The 21,132-nt window shown below is 67.8% G+C and carries 17 protein-coding genes; all 17 read right to left on the bottom strand.

Annotated features, from left to right (window positions below):
• Positions 1 to 11: 11 nt before the first annotated feature.
• The gene (locus N5K27_RS07005; RefSeq protein ID WP_279815438.1) at positions 12 to 1,151 is read right to left on the bottom strand and encodes a cell division protein FtsQ; all 1,140 of its coding nucleotides are present in this window, start codon (positions 1,149 to 1,151) and stop codon (positions 12 to 14) included.
• Positions 1,151 to 2,560, bottom strand: a complete 1,410-nt coding sequence (locus tag N5K27_RS07000; RefSeq protein WP_279815437.1) for an MBOAT family O-acyltransferase — start codon at positions 2,558 to 2,560, stop codon at positions 1,151 to 1,153. Before N5K27_RS07000 ends, N5K27_RS07005 begins: the two co-directional genes overlap by 1 nt.
• A gap of 34 nt (positions 2,561 to 2,594) precedes the next feature.
• Positions 2,595 to 3,248: an alginate O-acetyltransferase AlgF gene (locus N5K27_RS06995; RefSeq protein WP_279815435.1), complete on the bottom strand. Its 654-nt coding sequence runs from the start codon at positions 3,246 to 3,248 to the stop codon at positions 2,595 to 2,597.
• Complete coding sequence (locus N5K27_RS06990; protein ID WP_279815433.1) at positions 3,245 to 3,904, bottom strand: SGNH/GDSL hydrolase family protein; 660 nt, start codon at positions 3,902 to 3,904, stop codon at positions 3,245 to 3,247. Before N5K27_RS06990 ends, N5K27_RS06995 begins: the two co-directional genes overlap by 4 nt.
• 46 nt (positions 3,905 to 3,950) lie before the next feature.
• Positions 3,951 to 4,586 (bottom strand): SGNH/GDSL hydrolase family protein, encoded by a 636-nt coding sequence (locus N5K27_RS06985; protein ID WP_279815430.1) that lies wholly within the window; start codon positions 4,584 to 4,586, stop codon positions 3,951 to 3,953.
• 43 nt (positions 4,587 to 4,629) lie between these two features.
• A complete protein-coding gene (locus N5K27_RS06980; RefSeq protein ID WP_279815429.1) occupies positions 4,630 to 8,937 on the bottom strand; it encodes a cellulose synthase subunit BcsC-related outer membrane protein in 4,308 nt (1,435 codons plus the stop codon).
• Entirely contained in the window at positions 8,913 to 10,139 is a 1,227-nt protein-coding gene (bcsZ, locus tag N5K27_RS06975) for a cellulose synthase complex periplasmic endoglucanase BcsZ (protein WP_279815427.1), read from the bottom strand. The genes N5K27_RS06980 and bcsZ overlap by 25 nt, the downstream gene beginning before the upstream one ends.
• Before the next feature lie 17 nt (positions 10,140 to 10,156).
• Positions 10,157 to 12,460: a cellulose biosynthesis cyclic di-GMP-binding regulatory protein BcsB gene (bcsB, locus tag N5K27_RS06970; RefSeq protein ID WP_279815425.1), complete on the bottom strand. Its 2,304-nt coding sequence runs from the start codon at positions 12,458 to 12,460 to the stop codon at positions 10,157 to 10,159.
• Entirely contained in the window at positions 12,457 to 14,586 is a 2,130-nt protein-coding gene (gene bcsA, locus N5K27_RS06965; protein ID WP_279815641.1) for a UDP-forming cellulose synthase catalytic subunit, read from the bottom strand. Before bcsA ends, bcsB begins: the two co-directional genes overlap by 4 nt.
• A 116-nt stretch (positions 14,587 to 14,702) precedes the next feature.
• A complete protein-coding gene (locus tag N5K27_RS06960; RefSeq protein WP_279815423.1) occupies positions 14,703 to 15,107 on the bottom strand; it encodes a hypothetical protein in 405 nt (134 codons plus the stop codon).
• 7 nt (positions 15,108 to 15,114) lie between these two features.
• Positions 15,115 to 15,588, bottom strand: coding sequence for a cellulose biosynthesis protein BcsD (gene bcsD / locus N5K27_RS06955; protein WP_279815422.1), 474 nt, complete (start codon positions 15,586 to 15,588; stop codon positions 15,115 to 15,117).
• A 597-nt stretch (positions 15,589 to 16,185) separates the two neighbouring features.
• Positions 16,186 to 16,368 carry a 2OG-Fe(II) oxygenase gene (locus N5K27_RS06950; protein WP_279815639.1) on the bottom strand — a complete coding sequence of 61 codons (183 nt, stop codon included), beginning with the start codon at positions 16,366 to 16,368 and terminating at the stop codon, positions 16,186 to 16,188.
• A gap of 86 nt (positions 16,369 to 16,454) precedes the next feature.
• Complete coding sequence (locus N5K27_RS06945; RefSeq protein WP_279815420.1) at positions 16,455 to 17,021, bottom strand: methylated-DNA--[protein]-cysteine S-methyltransferase; 567 nt, start codon at positions 17,019 to 17,021, stop codon at positions 16,455 to 16,457.
• Between the two features lie 102 nt (positions 17,022 to 17,123).
• Positions 17,124 to 18,095, bottom strand: coding sequence for a bifunctional helix-turn-helix transcriptional regulator/GNAT family N-acetyltransferase (locus N5K27_RS06940; protein WP_279815418.1), 972 nt, complete (start codon positions 18,093 to 18,095; stop codon positions 17,124 to 17,126).
• 148 nt (positions 18,096 to 18,243) lie between these two features.
• Entirely contained in the window at positions 18,244 to 18,762 is a 519-nt protein-coding gene (locus tag N5K27_RS06935; protein ID WP_279815416.1) for a hypothetical protein, read from the bottom strand.
• Between the two features lie 172 nt (positions 18,763 to 18,934).
• Positions 18,935 to 20,581, bottom strand: a complete 1,647-nt coding sequence (gene groL / locus N5K27_RS06930) for a chaperonin GroEL (protein ID WP_087839800.1) — start codon at positions 20,579 to 20,581, stop codon at positions 18,935 to 18,937.
• Positions 20,582 to 20,643: 62 nt separating this feature from the next.
• Positions 20,644 to 20,931, bottom strand: a complete 288-nt coding sequence (groES, locus tag N5K27_RS06925) for a co-chaperone GroES (RefSeq protein ID WP_087781765.1) — start codon at positions 20,929 to 20,931, stop codon at positions 20,644 to 20,646.
• Between the last annotated feature and the right edge of the window lie 201 nt (positions 20,932 to 21,132).

Genomic DNA, 21,132 nt, shown 5'->3' with positions numbered 1-21,132 from the left:
CGCTCGCGGCGTCAGCGCGCCGCGGCGGCCTCCCAGATGTCGGTCTCGCCGTCCAGGGGGCGCTGCAGCGAACGCTCCGGGATTTCCCAGACGATCAGGCGGGGCGGCGTGTCGCGGAATTCCTCGCTCTTGAAATAGGCCTGCGCGGCGCCGGCGAATTCGCCGCCGTCGCGGGCGACATTGACCACGCGGGTCTGTAGCCCGGCTTCCAGGAACGGGACGAAGTTCGAGTTGCGCGAGTAGGACGTGCCGATCAGGGCCACCCGCGGCAGGTCCGCGTCGCCGAACAGGTCGTCCTCGGTGGCCGGCGCGGCGGTGTCCGCCACCGGCGTGAAGGTCGTGCGCGGTTCCTGGTCCAGGGCTGGCAGCAGCGGGGCCGGCAGCCAGTCTATGCCGGCCAGCCTGATCAGGTCGCCCGCCAGCGGCTGCGGCTGGCCCCGCGTGATGGCGAAGGCCTGATGCGGCTTCAGTGCCTCGGCCGCCGAGGGCAACGCGCGGGCGGCCGCGGCGATGGCGCCGGCCGCCGCTTCGGCACCGGCTTCGTTCCAGTGGGTGTCGGTGCGCAGGAACCCCGGCACGGGCAGGCCGCGCAGGACGGGCTCCAGGTCCACCGTCCGCACGCCGCTGGCTTGCAGGATGCCGTTCCACTCGCGCAGGCGCCCTTCCAGCGCGGCCGGGCGATAGACGCCGCAGCGTTCGCTTGCCGCGATGCGGCTCTTGTCGGGCACCGTGGCCACGAGCAGTTCGATGCCGCGGGCGGCCAGCCGGGTCCGCAGGTCCGCGACTTCCCGGGCGCGCGTCCGCAGGGCATCGTCGCCGCCCGCATGCGGCTCCAGCTCGTCGGCCAGGAACAGCCAGTCCGGGCAACCCTGGCGCACGCGCGGGCCCAGGTCGCCCACGGCCAGCCAGCTCGCGCCGCGTTCCAGGCTGGCCGAGCCGGCGGGCAGCGGCGTTTTGGCCAGCGTGTCGGCGATCTCGGCGGTGACCCGTCCGTCCAGGAAGCCGGGCCAGTCGGGCGCGTGGCGGGTCAGCGGCAGCTGTTCGACCAGCAGTCCGTAGCCGTTGGACAGCAGGCCCGCCGCCAGAACGATGGCCATGACGCAGCCCGCGAGCGCGTAGCGGGGGCCGGGGCGGGAAGAGGTCTTGTCCATCAGAACTGGAAGTACAGGAAGGGGACCGCGCCGCGGCTGGCGATCAGCGAGAAGCCCAGCAGGAAGCCGGCCACCGGCCAGGCGCCGTCCCAGGCGCGCAGCAGCGCCGGCCGTCCGCCGCGCGCCAGCCAGGCGTCCACCGCCGGGTAGACGATGCACAGCACGCCCAGGACCATGGCCATCAGGTGGGCGGGACGAAGCTGGACGCGCAAGGCATCGCCCAGCGCGTAGCCGTTCAGGCCGAACTGGCCGGCGTACATGTCCAGGGCGGAGCCGAAGGAGTGCGCGCGGAACAGCGTCCAGGCCAGCATGACGAACAGCAGGGTCAGCACGCGCGACAGCGCGGCGGGCGGCTCGGGCAGCGACGCATGGCCCCACAGCCGCGTGCCGGCCAGGGCCAGACCGTGGGCGATGCCCCACAGCAGGTAGTTCCAGTTGTCCCCGCCGTGCCAGAGGCCGGCGATGGCCATGGTCAGCAGCAGGTTGACGTAGGTGCGCACCTCGCCCTTGCGGTTGCCGCCCAGCGGGATGTAGAGATAATCGCGCAGCCAGCTCGACAGCGACAAATGCCAGCGGCGCCAGAAGTCCTGGATGCTGGTGGCCAGGTAGGGATGGTTGAAGTTCTCGGGGAAGTGAAAGCCCAGCATCAGGCCCAGGCCGATGGCCATGGCGCTGTAGCCGGCGAAGTCGAAGAACAGTTGCAGGCTGTAAGCGAAGCAGCCCAGCCACGCGTCCAGGAAAGTGGGGGCGGACAGCGAGAAGGCGGTCTGCACCAGGGGCGACAGCGTGTCGGCGATCAGTACCTTCATGCCGAAGCCGATCATGAAACGGCGCGCGCCCTGCGTGAACTGGGGCCAGTCCACGGTGCGCTCGCGCAGTTCGCGCGCCACCCAGTCGTAGCGGATGATGGGGCCGGCGATCAGGTGCACGAACATGGCCTGGTAGGCGCCGAAGTTCACCAGGCTGCGGTCGGCCGGCACCACGCGGCGCTGCACGTCGATCAGGTAGGAGATCGACTGCAGCACGATGAAGGACAGGCCGATGGGCAGCGCGATCTTCTGCCAGGAAACGGGCATCGCGCCGCTCCATGACAGGACCTGGTTGAAGGTCTCGACCAGGATGTTGGCGTACTTGTACCAGCACAGCACGGACAGGTTGATCGTGATGAACGCCACCAGCATCAGCATGCGCTGGCGTTCGGTGCGGGCGCTGTCGATGGCCATGCCGCCTATCCAGCCAACCAGGATGAGCGCGATGAACAGCAACAGCAGCAGCGGGCTCCACCAGCCGTAGAAGATCCAGCTGGAGAACATCAGCACGGCATTGCGCCAGGACGCCGGCACGGCCGCGTAGACGAGCAGGAACAGCGGCAGGAACAGCGTGAGGAATTCCAGCGACGCAAAGACCATGGAGACGACCTGTGGGGGAACTCGGGAAGCGGGGTCAGCGGGTCAGTGCGTCGTTGGCGAACAGCGTGCGGGGGCCCTGGGGACCGGGAACGACCAGAACCGTATAGCGCTGGCCCGCCTCGAGCGCGCCCAGGTCGCGGGCCGCGCCTTGCGGCTTGCCGTCGCAGGTCAGTTCCACCGACACCGCCACGGGGTTGATCAGGCGGCGTTTGGTCTGGCCCTGGCCGACGTTCTCGAAGATGCCGATGTTGCGGCCGGCCGTGCGCAGCCCGGCCTGGCGGCAGGCGGGATCGGCGTTGTAGAGCGCCAGCGAGGCGCGCATGGCGTTGAAGTCGTCGGGCGATTCCTTGATGACCACGGTCGCTTTCTTGTCCAGCGCGACGACGGTGGCGAACTCGCCGGGCTTGACCGTGACCGACACCGGCAGGCTCTGGCCGCCTCCGGCCAGCGTGCCTTTGACCGGCTTGCTCGCGGCCACCGGCATGAAGCCGGAGGCGGGCTTGTCCGCCGGCAGCGCCAGCGTCGCGCTGGTGCCGGCGGCCTGGACTTCCAGCGGCCCGGCGGTGGCGTTGACGAAGCGCACGAAGGCCGAGTCCTCGGCGGGGCCCGTCGGATAGAGCGGGATGCCGGCCGCGTGCGCGGTCAGCGCGGGCAGGCAGGCCAGTGCTGCAGTCAGGGTGGGTTTCATTTGCCGTGAGCTTCCTTGAGTGCCGGGGAGTTGGCGAGCGCCTGCGTGATGGCCGAGCCCCACGCCTTGTAGCCGGCCACAGTGAAGTGTTGGCCGTCCACGGTTTTCCATTCGCCAGGCTTGGAGAATTTCAGCGAATCAACGTAGTCGCAGGGAGCGACGTTGGTGGCGAGAAAACGCGACATGAGCTGCACGCGTGCGTCGTTCTTCTTGTACTTGCCGCCGGGAGTGCCCCAGGGCGGCCCGACCCAGACGCAGCGCGTGTGCGTGTCGGCGATGGCCTTGGTCAGGCTGGTGACGCTTTGCCAGGCCCAGGTCTTGGGGAAGGCGCTCTTGTCGTACGAGGCCATGGTGTCGCCGATGATGATCACCACCACGTCTGGTTTGTCGGCGGCGATCAGCGTGCTGATGGGCGTGGTGCTCGCATCGGCGCCGCGTATGACGGGCCGGCCCTTGCCGACGCGGTCCGCGCCGCAATCGACCTTCTTCTGCACCAGCCAGTCCTGCGCGCTGGCGCCGCAGGCTCCGATCGAATGGACCTTGGCGCCCTGCCGGGTCAGGTCGTCGTGCAGCGCATCGATTAGGCTGCCGGTGATGGTGAGGTGGCTTTCCCCCAGGATCAGAAGGCTCAGGCCCGCAAGGATGGAAAGAGACATGATCGGTCGTCCGTGTGTGATGCGGGGCCGCGGGGCGGCCGGAAGGTCATTGCTTGGCCAGGGCCTTGGCGATCGCGTCGCCCCACTGCTTGTAGCCGGCCGGCGTGAAGTGCTGGCCGTCCACCGTGGCCCATTGCCCGGGTTTGGAGAATTTCAGCGAGTCGATGTATTGGCAGGGTGGAACGTTCATTTCCAGGAACTTCGACATCAGTTGCACACGGGGATAGGTCTTGCCGTACTTGCCGCCTTCGCTGCCCCAAGCCGGGCCCACCCATGCGCACTTGGTGTTGGTGGCGCCAATGGCTTTGACCAGCGACGTCGTCTGTTGCCAGGCCCAGGTCTTAGGGAAGTCCGGCTTGGTGTAGCCGGCCATCGTGTCGCCGAAGACCAGAACGACCAGGTCGGGTTTTTCCTTGGCGATCAACTGCGAAATGGGTTCGGTCGCGGCGGCCTTGCCCTTGACAACGGCCTTTGCGCTGCCGATGCGCTCGGCGCCGCCGCAGGCGCCGGGTGTGGCGGCCAGCCACTCGGCGGGCGTCGAGCCGCACACGCCTATGGTATGCACGCTCTTTGCCCCCTGCCGGAGCAGGTCGTCATGTAGCGACCCGATCAGGTAGGTGGGGGTGGCCAAGTGGCTGTCGCCTATGATGAGGATCGTCAGGCCAGCGATCAGTGAAACCATTTCGTACTCCGGTGATACCTACAGCAGTAAGAGGTGATTCGGGTCATTCGCTCGCATAGGGTGAAGCGAAGGGAGGTACCGGCATAGGAACCGGTCCGGTTTGCGGTTCGAGAGCGTAACGCACATAGATGCCGCCCTTGTACTGCCGGTAATCGCGCGCGTTGTCGATGCTGAAGTTGCCCCCCAGGAACCACTTGGGTGCGAGCTGATATTCTGCCGCCAGCGCTAGTCCATAGCCGATGCCGGTCTTGCTCTGGCCCGCATAGCTGGCCTGGGAGCCGTAGGCAGCGGCGATGGCTTCGGCCTGGGCCTGGCGGGCCGGGTCAGAGAAGTAGTTCGCGGCATCCTGCTTGATGTGCTGTACGCCGATCGAGCCCTTGACCTGGTAGCTGAAGCGGCCCTGGCGCTGCGCCCATGCCAGTGGCACGCTGAGCGCGACGAAGCGCTGCGGACTGAAATAGCCGCCATTGCCCACTGTGTAATAGGCCAGGTTCTTGTCATAGCCGAAGAGGGTCAGATCCAGGCCCGAGGTCAGGCTGCGGTTGGGTTCTCGTATGAGTTGCATGTAGAAACCCGCACCGCCCGAGAGCCGGCTGTTCGACTGCACGTTGTGGCCGTTCAGGCTGTGCCAGCCCAGGCTGCCGTAGAAGCCGTAGCCATCGTAGTTCAGGCCGCCGCGCAGGCGTCCGCCCGTGGCCGTCACGCCGCCCCAGCTTTCGCCGGTCCGGCTGTCGCGCGTGCCCGCGTAGGAGAGCACCGTGTCCGTGACCGCGCGGCGCGAGGCTTCCACGCCATAGGACAGGCGCGGGCCGTCCTCGTTGGCGACTTCGCCGTCGAAGCGGGCGCCGCCCACGATGTTCTGGTAGCGGAAACCGAAAGGCGTGACACCCAGGTCCAGCTTCAGCCCCGACAACTGGTAACCCACCGCGACGCCCACGCCGCTGGCGTTCTGCGAGCCGGGTGCGCCGACGGCACCCTGTTGCTGGGCATTCGCGGCGGCGGGGCCGCCGCCGAACTGGCTGCTGGACGCGAAATCGCCGCCGACCGAGCCGGCGCGCAGGGTGACCGGGGTGGCCTGGACATAGGCGCGGCCGTCGCCGACGGGGAAGTCCACCGTGACCGGCGTTTCCACGTCCAGCATGCGGCCCATGCCGCCGGCGCCGTTGTGCTGGCGCATGGTCGTGCCGACGGTGATGGTCGCGCTGCGGGCCTGCTGGATCGCATCCAGTTCTTCTTCCAGCGTCTTGGGCGCAGCAGGTGCGGCCGAGGCCCTGGCCAGGTTGGCCTGCGAGCCGTCGGGCCGGCGGAAGGGGGACGGCGGCAGGGTGGGCGCGGGTTCGAGCCCGATCACCGGGTCGGGAATGGCGCCGGGGGAAGGCGGCGGGACGGTACCCGGAGGCGGCGCCGATACCGTGGCGACGAATGGTGCCTGCACGGTCGCGGATTCCAGGTCCGCGCGGACCGAGGAGACGACCGACGCGGGCTCCGCGCTGGACGAGGCGCGCGCTGCCGGGACGGGCGCGGCCAGCGCCGCGGGCGCCGGCGCGGCAGCGGCGCGTCCGCCGTCTCCGCGTGCCGCCGCGGCGTAGGTTGCGGGCGCGGTGACCTGGGTACCGAAGACGGGGCCGCCGTAGGAGACGGTCGTCGTGTCCGCCGGTGCCGCGCCCGCCACCCGCTGGGCCGGCGGATTGCTGCGGACCTGGCCGGGGAGGCTGGCGAAAGGATTGTCGTCGTTGACCCGGGGGGCCGGCGCCGCTGCCACCGTCTGCTGGGCCGCCGGAACCTTGGCCGCGGCTTGCGCGGCCAGGGCCGCCTTCAGGTATTCCGCGGCCTTGCCGCTCTTGCCCATGCTGTTGTAGACCCGGCCCACCGAGGCCAGCACGGTCGGGTTCCTGGGGTGCAGGCTGACGGCCTTGGCCAGCGCGGCCTCGGCGTAGTCGGTATTCCTGGCCTGCACCGCGGCCTGGGCGGCGGCGGTCAGCAGTTCGGCATTGTCGGGATCCTTCTCCAGCAGTTGCCGGTGCAGGGCCAGCGCCTTGGCGCCGTCGCCGGCCGCCGAGTACATGCGCGCCAGCGCCCCCACGACCAGCGGGTCGTTGGGATACTTCGCCAGCATCGGGGCCAGCACGTCGTAGGCGTCGGCGATGCGGCCGCGCTGGCGCAGCGCGTCGGCCTGGCGCACGGTGTAGAGTTTGCGAAGATCGTCGAAGCTGCGGGTCTGCCGATCGTTCAACGCCTGCGTCTGCAATTGCCGCAGGATGCCCGCGGCTTCCGCGTCCTGGTCGGTCTTGAGCAGCACGACCGTGTATTGCAGCAGCAGGTCGTTGTCGGGGGTGGACGTGCGGGCCATTGCCTGGCGCAGCATGCTCAAGGCATGCATGTTGTCGCCGGCGTCGATGTAGGCCGACGCGAGCGAGCCGATCAGTGCCGGGCTTTGCGCCACCTCGGGTTCGAGCTGCGCGAGGATGGCCTTGGCCTGCTCCGGCTTGCCGGCCCGGGCGAGCGTGACCGCCTGCGACACCTGGTACTGGGTCCAGGCGAGTTTCTGCAGGTCGATGACTTCCTTGGTCCGATTGCGAGCCGGGATCCTGTCCAGCGTCTTGAGCGCCGCGTCCCAGTCCTGGACTTCGGCGGACAACAGGGCGCTGGCCTGTAGCGCGCCGGGGTCGTCGGGGTTGGTCAGCAGCAGGCCGTCGACCACGCCCCGCGCTTCGGCGATGCTGCCCGTCTTCAGGTACAGGCGCGCCAGATCCAGGCGCAGCCAGGCATCGTCGGGATTGACGCGCAGGCCGTCTTCCAGCAGCCGTCGCGCGGCCGGGTAGTCGCCCCGTTCGCTGGCCTTGCGGGCATCGTTGCGTGCCTGGGTGGCGCGCAACTGGCCGACGCCGCCCAGCTTCTGCTGGTCGGCCGGGCTCAGTTGCGAGACCAGCCGCAGCGCTTCCTCCATGCGGTCGGTCTGCGCCAGCACGTTCACCAGGCCCTGCAGCGCGGCAAGGTTGTCCTTGTCGCGCGCCAGCACACCGCGGAAGATTTTCTCCGCCTGGGAGTATTGGCCGCGCTCGGCCAGCACGCCGCCCAGCGCGACTTCGGCCGTCCGGTCGTTCTGCGACAGTTTGACGGCCTGTTCCAGTTGCTGCTGTGCCTTTTCCAGTTCGCCGGCTTCGCGGGCGCGTTCGGCGCTGGCGTTGAGCGACCAGTACCGGGCGACGCCCAGCACCTGTTGCCAACCGCCGCGCGAGCGCGGTTGCCGCGTGGCGCGCGTGAGGAATTCCACGGCCTCGTCGGGGCGGTCCTGCTTGAGGCGCAGCACGCCCATGCCGCCCAGCGCATCAGCGTGATTGGGGTTGGCCTGGAGCAGGGCGGACAGGTTCGCCTCCGCGCTGGTGAGGTCGCCGCTTTCCAGCTCCTTGAACGCGCGGTTCAACTGAGCATCCTGAGGAGACACCGCCGCGGGCTGGGCCGCGGCGGTCCTGGTAGGCTTGCGCGTACGGCTGTATTGCTGGCGGATCTCGGTGTCATCGGGGTGCGCCTTCAGATAGGCCTCGAACAGTGGCGCCTCGGCGGGGCGGGGATCGCCGTACCAGGTCAACGCCGCCCGCCAGCTTTCGTCGGCGTCGCCGCCGACGTCCTGGCGCGACGACAGCCTGGCCAGGCGGCGGATGCCCTCGGCCCGGGTGCTTTCCTTGCGGGTCAGCAGCTTGGCCAGCGCGAGCGAGACCTGGACGTTGTCGGGGCTTTCGCGTTGTAGCCGTTCCAGGCCCTGGCGCGCCTCGTCCCAGCCGTCGTTGGTGTAGCCGAGGTAGCCGTAGTATTCCAGCGCGATGCGGCCTTGCGGGGCCTTGCCGCCGAACACGGACCTGTACTGGGCCACGGCCTTGTCGAGTTCGCCGGAGCTGGCCAGCAAACGGGCCTGTTCGAGTGCCTTCGGATTGTCGCCAGCGCGCAGGGTGATCTCCTGCTCCAGCCGCACCGCATCGACTTCAGCCGTCCCCAGCGCGCGCAGCTGCGCCAGGTACTCCCGTGCGCGCGCGGGCCGGTTGGCCTTCAGTTCGAGCAGGCCCAGGTTGTACAGCGCCTCGGTGTTCTTGGGATCCGCCTGCAGCAGGCGCCCCCAGGCTTCGGCGGCGCGCGCGTCGTTGTTGCGGGCCTGCCAGTAGCGGCCCTGTTCGAGCAGCGACGTGGTCGTGGCCGAAGGCGTCTGCGCGGGGGCTGCCGGCGGGGTCTGCGCGTTCAGGCTGGGGGAAATGGCCAGGGCGGCCAGCAGGCCGGCCGTCAGAAAACCACCTCCAGCGCGGCCCGGGCTTGGGGCGGCCCGGCGCCGGGGCGCTAGCGAGCGACGGTGGGCGGACATGTTTTCTCCCAGGATAGTTGCACTTGTCCAGTGCTTAGGAATCGATAGCGTTCTTCGGCCCAGCCCAATCCAAACAGGCTGAGCACGACGTCGTAGTAGGGGGGCTGGCGGCCCGGACCTGCCGTGCGCAGGCTTTCGTCCAGCAGGGCCTGGGCGCGGCGCCGCTGCAGGTCGGCCAGCCAGGGCTGTTTCTTGGCCGTGAAGTAGGGCACCAGCGCCGACGAAAAGCCGAACGGTCCGGTGCCTTCGGTCTGGCCCGTCATGGCGCGTACGCGTTCAGGTGGCGTGCCGGCGCTCGCGGTCGAGGCGGCCATGCCGCGCAGGGCTTGCAGCATGGGGTCGGCCAGCGGATCGCTGGTGGGGGCCATGCCGGCCCACAGGTAGGTACGGATGGCGTCGTAGCTGCCCAGGTCGCCCTTGGTGGGGTCGACCACGAACAGGCCGCTGGCGGGCGAAGCGCCGCGATAGGCGACCCAGTCGGCCACGTAGCCCTTGGGGCTGACGGCGGCCAGCAAGGCCGCGGTGTTGTCGGCGATCCGGGCCCAGGGACCCGACGGCGAAACCGTGGCCAGCCGGCGCAGCAGCGGCAGCGGCAGGTAGCTGGGGTTGATCTGCCAGAGCGAGTCCGGCCGCGCGAAGCTGCTGCGGCCGGGAAGCAGCATGGGTCCGAGGCCCGGCAGCTCGACGGTCTCCTCGGCCTCGATGCGGGCCACGAGGGCGCGCGCGTCGCGCAGGTAGTCGTCGCGGCGCCATCTCTCGCCGGCCTCGAACAGCGCATACGCGAACCACAGGTCGGCATCCGAGGCGGAGTTGTCGTCCAGCACGCCCCAGGTGCCGTCTTCGCGCTTGCCCCAGTACCACGCGGGCAGCCGGGCGCCGATGTCGCCGCCGGCCAGGTTGTCGACGGCCCAGCGCCACATCCTGTCGAAGGCGGCCGCATCGTTGGCGACCAGGGCGAAGAACATGCCGTAGGATTGCCCTTCGGACGAGGAGTGCAGGCGCGGTGTGCTGGCGTCCAGCACCCGGCCGTCGGGCTGGATGAAGTGCGTCCCGAATGCCTGCCACAGCGGCCACGCGGGCGTGCACGCGTCCGGGCCGGCGGCCGCGCGGACGGCCGCCGGCCCGGCCAGCGCGAACGACAGCGCCGACGCCATGGCGGCCAGGCGCCATGGCAGCCGCCCGATGGCTGGGTGCGTCTTCATCTGGCCACCGGCGTCGCTCAGGCGTTCAGGCGGCGGGCCGCCCGGGCGCGAAGCGCGATGTAGACCAGGAGGCCCAGCAGCGCGATGCCGAACACGGCAAGCAGCAGCAGGATCCAGGGTTGGCGGGCGGCGTACCACTGGATGCTCTTGAAGAAACCCAGCGATCCCACGTAGTAGGTCGGGCCCGAGACCAGCGAGTCGACCTGCTTGCCGCGCACGACGGACACGCTGCCCTGGATGAACTCGGTCCGGTCTTCGCCGATCAGCGCATCCACGGCTTCGGCCAGGCCTTCGGGGCGGGTGGCCGAGATCGCGACCACGCTGCGGCCGCTGCGCAGCGGCGATTCGAAGCCCGCGAATACCACGCTGGCGCCATCGGTCGTGAAGGACAGCGAATTGCGGGCCTTGCCCGTGTCCTCGCGCGGATTGGGAACGACCCAGTTCCAGGCCTGGTAGACCCAGTCCGACAGGCTGAAGCGGCGGCCGCCCTCGGCCAGCGAGACGGGCAGCTGGCTGCTCCATTGCTTGAGCAGGGGCTGGTTGTCGCCCGATGCGATCACCAGCAGGTCCTTGTCGGCCAGGCCCGAAACCTGCTCGGCGCGCGCGACCGTGACGTTCAGCGCGGGATAGCCGGTCGATTCCGACAGGCGGCCCAGCACGCCCAGGTAGGTGCTGTACTCGGCGGTGCCGGCGCTGTCCGGAAGAATGATCGCGGTCTGCGACAGGTCCGCCATCCGGGTGAACGGGAAGCCGCTGTTGTGGAACACGGCCAGGTCGGGCAGGGCGATATAGTGCTTGAAGCCGGAGATGTCGATGGTCGAATCCGGTTCGATCGCGCCGCGGACGTTGTCGATGATCACGTCACGGCACTGGCCTTCCTTGATGTAGTCGTACTGGTAGCGGAACTGCAGCCGCGAGCGCGGCGGCATCAGCTGCAGCGGCAGCTCCATCTGCGCCCGCACGGGAATGCTGCTGTCCGTCTGGAGCTTGGCCAGCAGGCCTTCGCCGCCGTTCAGGCGTTCGATCGACGGCAGCGGGAACGACTTCACCAGTTGGTCGTTCACGCCCAGGGTCATGGTCGAGCTGGTCGACAGTTGCTGGGGCGTGTAGCGATACCGCAGGTCCAGTGGAATGCCGCTCTCGCGCCAGCCGAACAGATCGGGCGGCAGGCGCAGGTCGACCGGAATGGTGGGAGGCGCGAAGCCCGAGACGTTCAGGCTGGCGGGCGGCACCAGTTCGCCGAACTTGACCGGACGATCGCTGCGCAGCCAGTTGGGCGCGTCATAGGGCTTGCGCGGTTCGAGTTCCGCCAGTTGCGTGATGACCGCGCGCTGGCCGGTCAGCGCCTTGCTGCCCGTGACCACGGCCTGGGCGGCCCGCTTGAGTTCCTTGGCATCGCGGCCACCCAGCACCAGCAGCTTGCCGTACATGTCGTTGGGGTTGGGGACCAGGGTGACACTCGGCCCGCTGGGGGCGGGCAGGTCGAGCCCGCCCGAGCGCAGCTCGCCCGTGGTCAGCAGGATGGCGTTGCCCTTGGTGGGCAGCTGGTTGACGGCGGTCGGGAAGCGCGCGCCGCGGTAGCTCGCCAGCGCTCCGAACCACGACGACAGGATGCCGGCCGCCTCCAGGGTGGTGTTGTCCGGCGCGGCGGCGAACACGAAGGGCAGCGTCAGCGGCCGGCTGTCGCGCCGGTCGAAGAAGGGCAGGGGCAGGATGGACAGGTCGTTGGCCAGCACCAGCGGCGTGACCGTGAGCTCCAGCGTGCTGCGGTTGCTGACGTTGGCCCACAGGCTGGAGTGCAGGGGATCCTCGCACTCCATCGTGTAGTGGCCAATGAGCTGCACGTTCAGGTTGTTGAATTGCGTGATGAGCTGCGAAGGCAGGTCGACCACGGTTTCCTTGGGCTCGCCCGCGCTTTCCTTGGGCACCGGCACCGAGGCCGCGACTTCGCCATTGACCAGCACGTTGATGTGCGACAGGTCGGCCAGCAGCGCGGGCGAATAGGTGTAGCGCAGGCGCAGCCGCGCCGAGGACACGACCTCGTCGGCGCGGATGTCGAAGGGCAGGCTGAAGCTGCCTTCCACGCCGCGGATCACCATGGGCGCGCCCGCGCCGAGCTGCTTGAGCGTGACGCCATAGGTACGGCCGCCCGACACCAGTTGCTCGGGCTTGGCGGGGGACTCGCCGCCGGCCGGAGCCGGCTGGGTGGCGGCCTGCAGCGGCAGCGAGTTCAGCAGCAGCGCGGCGGCCAGCATCGCCGAGAGCGGCCTGGCGGACAATGCGTAGGCGCGCTTGCGGGGAAGATTTCTGGTTGTTGTCATCGATTCTTCATCCTGGTTTGGATAGGACGGGCTTGCAGGCGGGCGCGCACGGCCTGGCCTCCGTGTAGGGCGAGTTGCTTCATGCCGAGCACGCCGATGCGCACGACCTCGCGCAGGCCGACCAGCGGCGCGTCGGGCGTGTTCTGGCCCCAGTTCTCGGCCCAGGTGTCGGCGCGCGCGAAGGTCATCTCGGCCATTTCCACCTGCTGTTGCAGCGTCAGCGATTCGAAGCGCAGGCCCAGGTGGTGGTCGGTCGAGAACACGATGGTGGCGGGAAAGACCCGCTGCTCGGTGCCGCGGAACAGGGCCACGTGCAGTTCCTGCCCGATCTCCAGCCGTTCCAGTTCCGGCGGCAGCTGGATGCCCAGGCCGGTCGCGGAATAGTCGGTGGTGCTGCACGCCACGGTCTTGCCGTTCGGCAGGCGCAGCATGGCCGGGATCTGCGCGGCGACGCGGGGCTGCGAGCGGAACTGCCGCTCCTCGCGGGCGACGGCGATGCTCGCGCTGGTGATGATGATGTTGTAGAGGGTCCAGAGCAGGTTGATCGCCAGGGTGAACAGGCCGCCCGAGTCATAGTCGACGACGGCCAGCGAGATCAGGCCGGCGATCAGGCCGGCGATGTTCAGGGCCAGCAGCACGAGGTAGGGCTTGGCCATGTCCCAGTCGAACCACGCCTGGCCCTGGGCGCCGCCCTTGGCCGTGACGTTGAACTTGCCCAGCCTGGGGTTGATCAGGGCCAGCAGTGCCGGCCGCATGATGTACCAGGCCAGTACCGATTCGTAGACCTCGTTCCAGAACGAGTGGCGGAAGCGCCCCTGCATCCGCGAGCTGGTCAGGTTGGCGTGGATCAGGTGGGGGAAGGCATACAGCGTGATCATCAGCGCCGATGCCTGGAACACGTGTGCGCCGAAGAACAGGAAGGCCAGCGGCGCGGTCAGGAACACCAGGCGCGGCAGGCCGTAGAAGAAGTGCAGCATGGCGTTCAGGTAGCACATGCGCTGGCTCAGGCTCAGGCCCTTGCCGAACAGCGGGTTGTCGACCCGGAATATCTGCGCCATGCCGCGCGCCCAGCGCACGCGCTGGCCGATGTGGCGGGACAGGTTTTCCGTCGCCAGGCCGGCCGCCTGCGGGACGGCCAGGTAGGCCGTGTTGTAGCCCGCGCGGTTCAGCTTGAGGGCGGTGTGGGCGTCCTCGGTCACCGTCTCGGTGGCGATGCCGCCCACTTCCTCGAGCTGGCTGCGGCGCAGGACCGCGCACGAACCGCAGAAGAACGCCGCGTTCCAGAGGTCGTTGCCGTCCTGGACCAGGCCGTAGAACAGCTCGCCCTCGTTGGGCACCGCGCGGAAGGTATGCAGGTTCTTCTCGAACGGATCGGCCGAGAAGAAATAGTGGGGCGTCTGCAGCATCGCCAGCTTCGGATCCTTCAGGAACCAGCCTATGCAGATCTGCAGGAAGGAGCGGGTGGGGATGTGGTCGCAGTCGAACACGGCCACGTACTCGCTGCTGGTCAGCTCCAGCGCCGCGTTCAGGTTGCCGGCCTTGGCCGATTCGTTGTTGCTGCGCGCGATGTAGCCCACGCCCAGCTCGGAACAGAAGTCCTGGAATTCCTTGCGGCGGCCGTCGTCCAGCACGAAGATGTGCAGGCGGTCGGCCGGCCAGTCCAGCGAGACGGCGGTCAGCACCGACTGCTTCACCACGTCCAGCGGCTCGTTGTAGGTCGGGATCAGGATATCCACCGACGGCCAGGTCGCCGGATCGGCGGGCATCGCGGCCGGCAGCCGGCGCAGCGGCCAGATGGTTTGCAGATAGCCCAGCAGCAGTACCGACAGGGCATAGATCTCGGCCAGCAGCAGGCCGTAGCCGAAGGCGATGTCCAGCCAGCTCTGGAAATCCAGCGTCGAGGTCAGCCGCCAGTACATGTAGCGCAACGACATCGTCGCAGACAGCAGCACCATCAACACCGTCGGCAGGCGCCCCGCGACGTTGCGCAATACCAGCGCGGCCACCAGGGCCACCAGGGACAGCAGCAGTTGCGGCAGCGCTTCCAGCGGGGCGGTGATGACGACGGCCAGGCTGAAGCAGGCCACGGCGGCCAGCACGATCCGGACAAGCGGGTGGCTCCACAGCGGCAGCGCCGCCAGGCGGTCGGCGCGGGCGTCTGCCGGTGCCTGGCGGGAGGTGGGAACGGCTGGCGGCAGCGGACTCACGCGATTCTCCTTCGGGTCTGGCTCGGCTTCATGGATCAGTTCCTGAGCAGGCGCCGGAACAGCGCGGGCATGGCCTGGGGATCCGGCCGGCCGTCGTCGGCGTAGCCGCGCAGGCGTGCGAAGATCCCCGCGATCGGTTCGTCCGCGAAGGCCGGCAATGACGGAACCGGAGGCGGCGCGGCGGTCTGCGCGAGGGCGGGTTGGCCGGCGTCCGGACCGGCGGCCGGCTCCTGCGCCACGGATGCCTCATCGGCGGCGTGGAAGCGGGTGGGCGGGACGTACACGGTGGGCGGCTCCGCCGCCTGGTCGTCCGCGGCGCTGCCCACGGCTGGCACCGCGCGGCGCTGGGCCAGGGCGGGCCAGCGGCTCACGGGCGGCAGGGCCGACGGCGTGGCGGGCTGGAGCGTATCCTCCGCCTCGGGATGGTTGGTCGTATCCATGGCCACCTCAGGCCGCTGCGGGCGATCCCAGGCGCAAGCCTATGCCGCCGATGCTGTCGAAGTCGGAAACCTGCGAGACGCGCAGCCTGTCGCCGGCGCCCAGTTGCTCGAACCACTGCTGGTAGACACCCTCCAGGAACGAGGGCGTCCAGGCCAGGGCTTCACGTCCCAGCGCGGCCTCGAGGGGGGCGCAATAGTGCTGCAGGTGCAGATGATCGGTTTCGTCCGTGATCTCGACCCAGCCCCAGTCCAGGCGCGTCCAGATCTGGCTCATGGCCAGCTGGATGTCGTCCAGCGTGGTGCAGGCCGGCACGGGCAATTCACGCCCGAAGCGCCCGCCCACGCGGCGCATGAAGGTGCGCAATTCGGCGGCCGAGAATTTCTCGGCCAGTTCCTGCGCGGTCGATAGCAGGAAGATCTTCCACTGCACCGCGCACTGGCGGCCGGAAAGATAGCTGATGACGGAAGAAGTGGCGTCCATGGATGGTCCTTGTCTCGGATGATCGATGCGTTCGCGCGTGCCAAAGCACGGCGATTCCGGACGCGGATGCGGCGGAATGCGGGAGAACGCGAGTACGGGTGATGTGTCCCCCGAAGAGGGGATGGGACAAGGGCCTATTCGGCCGAAGAGAGTCTCTTCATGGGGTCTGCGCCCATTCTGGCAAGGCGGAGCTACGTGTTTCCGGCACGTATTCTTGAAGCATGACCTTGCGTCTGAGTGCCGTGGCCCGAGAGGAAAAAACCACGGGTAGGCGGGCAAAATTTATCCCACCGGGCAGCTGTGACGCAATATTTCATTGCGAGTGTTTATTTTTGAAAAACAAGCACTTAGCGGAATATATGTGTGCTGCGCAATTATCTGGTTACAAGAATTTGGCCATTTCCGATCATTGATATCGGACAAATAGGGTAGACGGGCGCCATGGATTAGGGTTAATCGGAAATTCGATCACAGGCCATGGCGGCCTCTGACTGCAAGACGGCCGGCTTCCATTTCTATGCGTTATGCGCAAAAAAAAGTTGACGCAAAACGGCGGTGTTGTTGCGCTGTGTTTACCATTCTGAACGGATGCCAGGCTTACCGCGCGTCGTGAAAAGATAGTTCCATAGCTACGCGCTCGCCCTGATGCACGCGGCTGATGCCGTGCTTCAGGTGGATCCGGTAGGGGCCACCCGAACCCCGGGGCGGCCCGCGTGGCCGCTGTCTGCCGAGCCAGGTCGCGTGCCGCCTCCGGGTCCAGCAGGCCCGGCAGCAGCGCATGGCCGTCCTGGTCCAGCCGTTCGGCGATGCCGGCCCAGTCCAGGCGGTCGATGGCGTGATGGATGCATGCATGCGAGCGCCCCTGGTCAGAACCCGGAAAGCGCCGCGGTTTCCATGGTGGCGGACTGTGGGGAGATCGCCTTCTCGTGTTCCAGCAGCCAGCGCTTGCGGGGCAGGCCCCAGGCATAGCCCTTGAGATCGCCGCTGCTGGCGATGACCCGATGGCACGGCACGATGATGGCGATGGGATTGGAGCCGTTGGCCGCACCGATCGCGATGGCCGCGCGCGGATCGTCGAAGCCCAGTTCGCGGGCCAGCTTGCCATAGCTCGTGGTGGTGCCGGCCGGGATGCCACGCAGCGCGGCCCAGACCCGGCGTTGCAGCGGCGAGCCGGCCGTCTCCGTCGGCAGGGCGTCGAGCGCGTCCAGCGTACCCGCGAAGTACCGGGCCAGGGCCCGCGCGATTCCGGCGGGCGGGGGGGCTTCGGCCAGCTCGACACGGCCGTAGTGTTCGCGCAAGCCTCGATGCAGGTACGCCTCGTGGTCGGCGAAGTCCAGCGCGCGCACGACCTGCCGCGCGTCCGTGACGAGCAGCATGCCGCCCATGGGCGACTCGATGCGGCTCAGCAAAAACAGGGTAGAGGGGGTGTTCATGGCGCATCACTCGCTTCGCTGAAGGCGAGGCCAGTGTAGGAACCCGGGCGCGGCCCGGCACTCCGCTCCTTGCGGTCGAATTCGCGGGATGGCCAGGCGCCGTCAATCCGGGTGGGGATTCGGGCGACGACGGCTGAACCGCTGTTCGGTGACTCTCGCCCCCCATTGTTCGCCTTCCGATTCCTCGACCAGGCGAAAGCCGAACGATTCGTACAAATGGCGCGCCGCGTCCAGGCCCTTGAACGTCCACAGACAGGTCTCCTGGAAACGGTCGTCCACGAACCGCATCGCGCGCGACATCAGCTCCCGTCCGACGCCCGTGCCGCGCAGCGCATCGTCGACGATGAACCATCGCAGATGGGCGATGCCCGACGCCGGATTGCCGTCCATGGCCAGGGAGGCCAGGGTGCGGCGGTTTTCCACGTAGAGCCACAAGGCCTTGCCGTCGGCGGGCAGCGCCTCGGCAAAAGTGGCCAGTTCCGTGGCCACCTTCTTTTCGAAGAAGGCGCCAAAGCCCCAGTTTTCCGAATAGAAGCGGGCGTGCAGGCTGGCGATGTCGCCGACGCAGCCAGGGCGGTAGCCCTCATGGATGCCGGCGGAGGGCTCGCGGGCCGTGGCTGCGGAGTCGGCGCCTTCGGCCAGGGCCTGCGCATACTGGGCCAGCGCGTGGACGAGCGCCCGCTGATCGGCGGGAACGATACGCCGCAGCGCGTTCGACACCTGGGCCGTGGCGTATCGATCGATCTTTTTCCGCAGGGCGTGTCCTGCAGGGGTCAGGTGAAGCGCGAACGAACGTCCGTCACCCGCCGCAGCCTGCCGCTTGAGCAGGCCGTCGGCTTGCAGCCTGGCAAGCTGCCGGCTCGTGTTCGACTTGTCCAGCTTCAGGAGACGGCCGAGGTCCTTCGCATTGATGCCGGGCGCCGCCCCGATCTCCAGAATGGCATGGACCGCCGACGGCGCAAGATCCGTATCCGCCAGCGTCGCCCGCATGAAGCCGAACTCGCGGACCAGTTTGCGGGAGAGTCCGCGAAGTTCCTGGACGAGCGAGTCGGGGGCGTGGGACAAAGCCGGCATGGGATCCACGGGTACCTGGTTCGAGGTTGCGCATCGCAACCAATGTAGTTGCGAAGCGCAACTCGGTCAAGGGGCTGCTTGGCGCAGGCAATAAAAAACCCGCTAGCCAGGCGCTTGCGGGGTTTCGGCATCGTCCCAGGGATGGGAATCACTTCGAGTTGAACTTGCCCTCGAGGGTATATTTCCGTTTCGGGATCTTCTCGCGCGCCTCGTTGTTGGATCCTGAAACGAAGATGACGTTGATGGAGTCGACGGGCTCCAGGTGGATCGGATACACGTCGCCGACTTCGCTGCTGTCGGTCGCTTCGACGATGATGGCCTGGGCGAGGCCGGAATAGCCCCCGCTCTGTTTCATGACCAGCTTGTAGCTGAGTCGATTCCGGTCCTCGTCGAAGCCCGAGGATAGCCAGAGCGGCTCCGGGATCTGGTAGTTCCGGTGGGTGATCAGCTCGATGATCGTGCTTGGGGTGCAATCGTTGACGGCCACCGGTTCGCCCTTGAACCGGGCCGTGTCGATGCGCACCGTGAACTTGCGGTTGCCCCCGTCGTCGCGATTGACGAACGAGCAATACGTCGCGCCGGACGCGGCGCCGCAAAATAGCGTGGCCGCCCCGAGCAGGGCGAGCCGGGCCAGGCGGCGATGGAAGATCCTGTTGTCCGAGTCCATGGCGGAGCGGTCCTTGCCAAGTGTGTATGCACGCCCATGGTATGAACCGCTATTCGGCGAGTCATCCTCCAAATGCGGTATTACCCGCCGAAACGAAAAAACCCGCGAGCACAAACGCTCGCGGGTTTCGAAGCAGCGTCCCGGGCGGGCCCGGGACCGGCGGCGGGGCTTCTTAGAAGTCCATGCCACCCATGCCGCCCATGCCACCCATGCCGCCGGGGGCGGGAGCAGCGGGCTTGTCTTCGACCAGCTCGACCACGGTGGCTTCCGTCGTCAGCAGCAGCGAAGCGACCGAGGCGGCGTTCTGCAGGGCGGTGCGGGTGACCTTGGTGGGGTCCAGCACGCCGGCTTCGACCATGTCGCCGTATTCGCCGGTGGCGGCGTTGTAGCCGTAGTTGCCCTTGCCGTTCAGCACGTTGTTGACGATGACGCTGGGCTCGTCGCCGGCGTTGGCGACGATGGTGCGCAGCGGCTCTTCAATGGCGCGCAGGACGATCTTGATGCCGGCGTCCTGGTCGGCGTTGGCACCCTTGGTGTCCTTGATGGCTTGCTTGGCGCGCAGCAGGGCCACGCCGCCGCCGGGCACCACGCCTTCTTCCACCGCGGCACGCGTGGCGTGCAGGGCGTCTTCGACGCGAGCCTTCTTTTCCTTCATTTCGACTTCGGTGGCAGCGCCGACCTTGATCACGGCAACACCGCCGGCCAGCTTGGCCACGCGCTCTTGCAGCTTCTCACGGTCGTAGTCCGAGGTCGCTTCTTCGATCTGGGTGCGGATCTGCTTGACGCGGGCCTCGATGGCCTTGCTGTCGCCGGCGCCGTCGATGATCGTGGTGTTTTCCTTGGCCACTTCGATGCGCTTGGCCTGGCCCAGCTCTTGCAGGGTGGCCTTTTCCAGCGACAGGCCGGTCTCTTCCGAGATCACGGTGCCGCCGGTCAGGATGGCGATGTCTTCCAGCATGGCCTTGCGGCGGTCGCCGAAGCCCGGAGCCTTGACGGCGGTGGTCTTCAGGATGCCACGGATGTTGTTGACCACCAGGGTGGCCAGGGCTTCGCCGTCGACGTCTTCAGCGATGATCAGCAGCGGGCGGCTGGCCTTGGCGACTTGCTCCAGCACGGGCAGCAGTTCGCGGATGTTGCTGATCTTCTTGTCGTGGATCAGGACGAAGGGATCGTCCAGGGCCGCGACTTGCTTGTCGGGGTTGTTGATGAAGTAGGGCGACAGGTAGCCGCGGTCGAACTGCATGCCTTCGACGACGTCCAGTTCGTTTTCCAGCGACTTGCCGTCTTCGACGGTGATGACGCCTTCCTTGCCCACTTTTTCCATCGCGTCGGCGATGATCTGGCCGATCGACGAATCGCTGTTGGCCGAGATCGAGCCGACCTGGGCGATTTCCTTGCTCGACGAGCAGGGCTTGCTGATCTTCTTCAGCTCTTCGATGGCGGCGGCGACGGCCTTGTCGATGCCGCGCTTCAGGTCCATCGGGTTCAGGCCGGCGGTCACGTACTTCTGGCCTTCGTGCACGATGGCCTGGGCCAGCACGGTGGCGGTGGTGGTGCCGTCACCGGCGTTGTCGCTGGTCTTGGAAGCCACTTCCTTGACGAGCTGGGCGCCCAGATTCTCGAACTTGTCCTTCAGTTCGATTTCCTTGGCGACGGACACGCCGTCCTTGGTGACGGTGGGGGCGCCGAAGGAGCGCTCCAGGACCACGTTGCGGCCCTTGGGACCGAGGGTGACCTTGACGGCGTTGGCGAGGACGTTCACGCCACGGACGACGCGGGCGCGGGCGTCATCACCGAACTGGACTTGTTTGGCAGCCATTTACGAAATTCCTTGGATGATGGTGTTGAATGCCGGGGGATCGGACAGCGGGCCGCGAGGGCTTACTGGATCACCGCCAGGATTTCTTCTTCGCGGATGACGAGCAGTTCGTCGCCGTCGACCTTCACGGCCTGGCCGGCGTACTTGCCGAACAGGACCTTGTCGCCGACCTTGACGTCGACCGGCAGCACCTTGCCGTCCTCGGTCTTCTTGCCCGGGCCGACGGCCAGCACTTCACCCTGGTCGGGCTTTTCGGCAGCGCTGTCGGGAATGACGATGCCGGACGCGGTTTTACGCTCGTTGTCCAGGCGCTTGACGATCACGCGATCGTGCAGGGGACGGAGGGCCATACAAACTCCTGATGTTCGAAGTTGACGTCTATTTGTCAGAAAAAGAGGCTGGAAAGCCGTTATTCGGCCGGTGCCGCGTCGAAACGCGGCGCTTGAGCCTGTTGCCGGAGGCCGGGACGCTGCCCAGGCAGCGTTGTTAGCACTCTATGCAATCGAGTGCTAATTATAGGGATGGGACAGGGGGCTTTCAAGGGGCAGGGT

This window comes from Pigmentiphaga sp. GD03639 (assembly GCF_029845405.1).
Classification (GTDB): Bacteria; Pseudomonadota; Gammaproteobacteria; order Burkholderiales; family Burkholderiaceae_B; genus Pigmentiphaga; species Pigmentiphaga daeguensis.
Note: the sequence above shows the minus strand (reverse complement) of the source record. Positions and strands in the feature narration are given on the sequence as shown.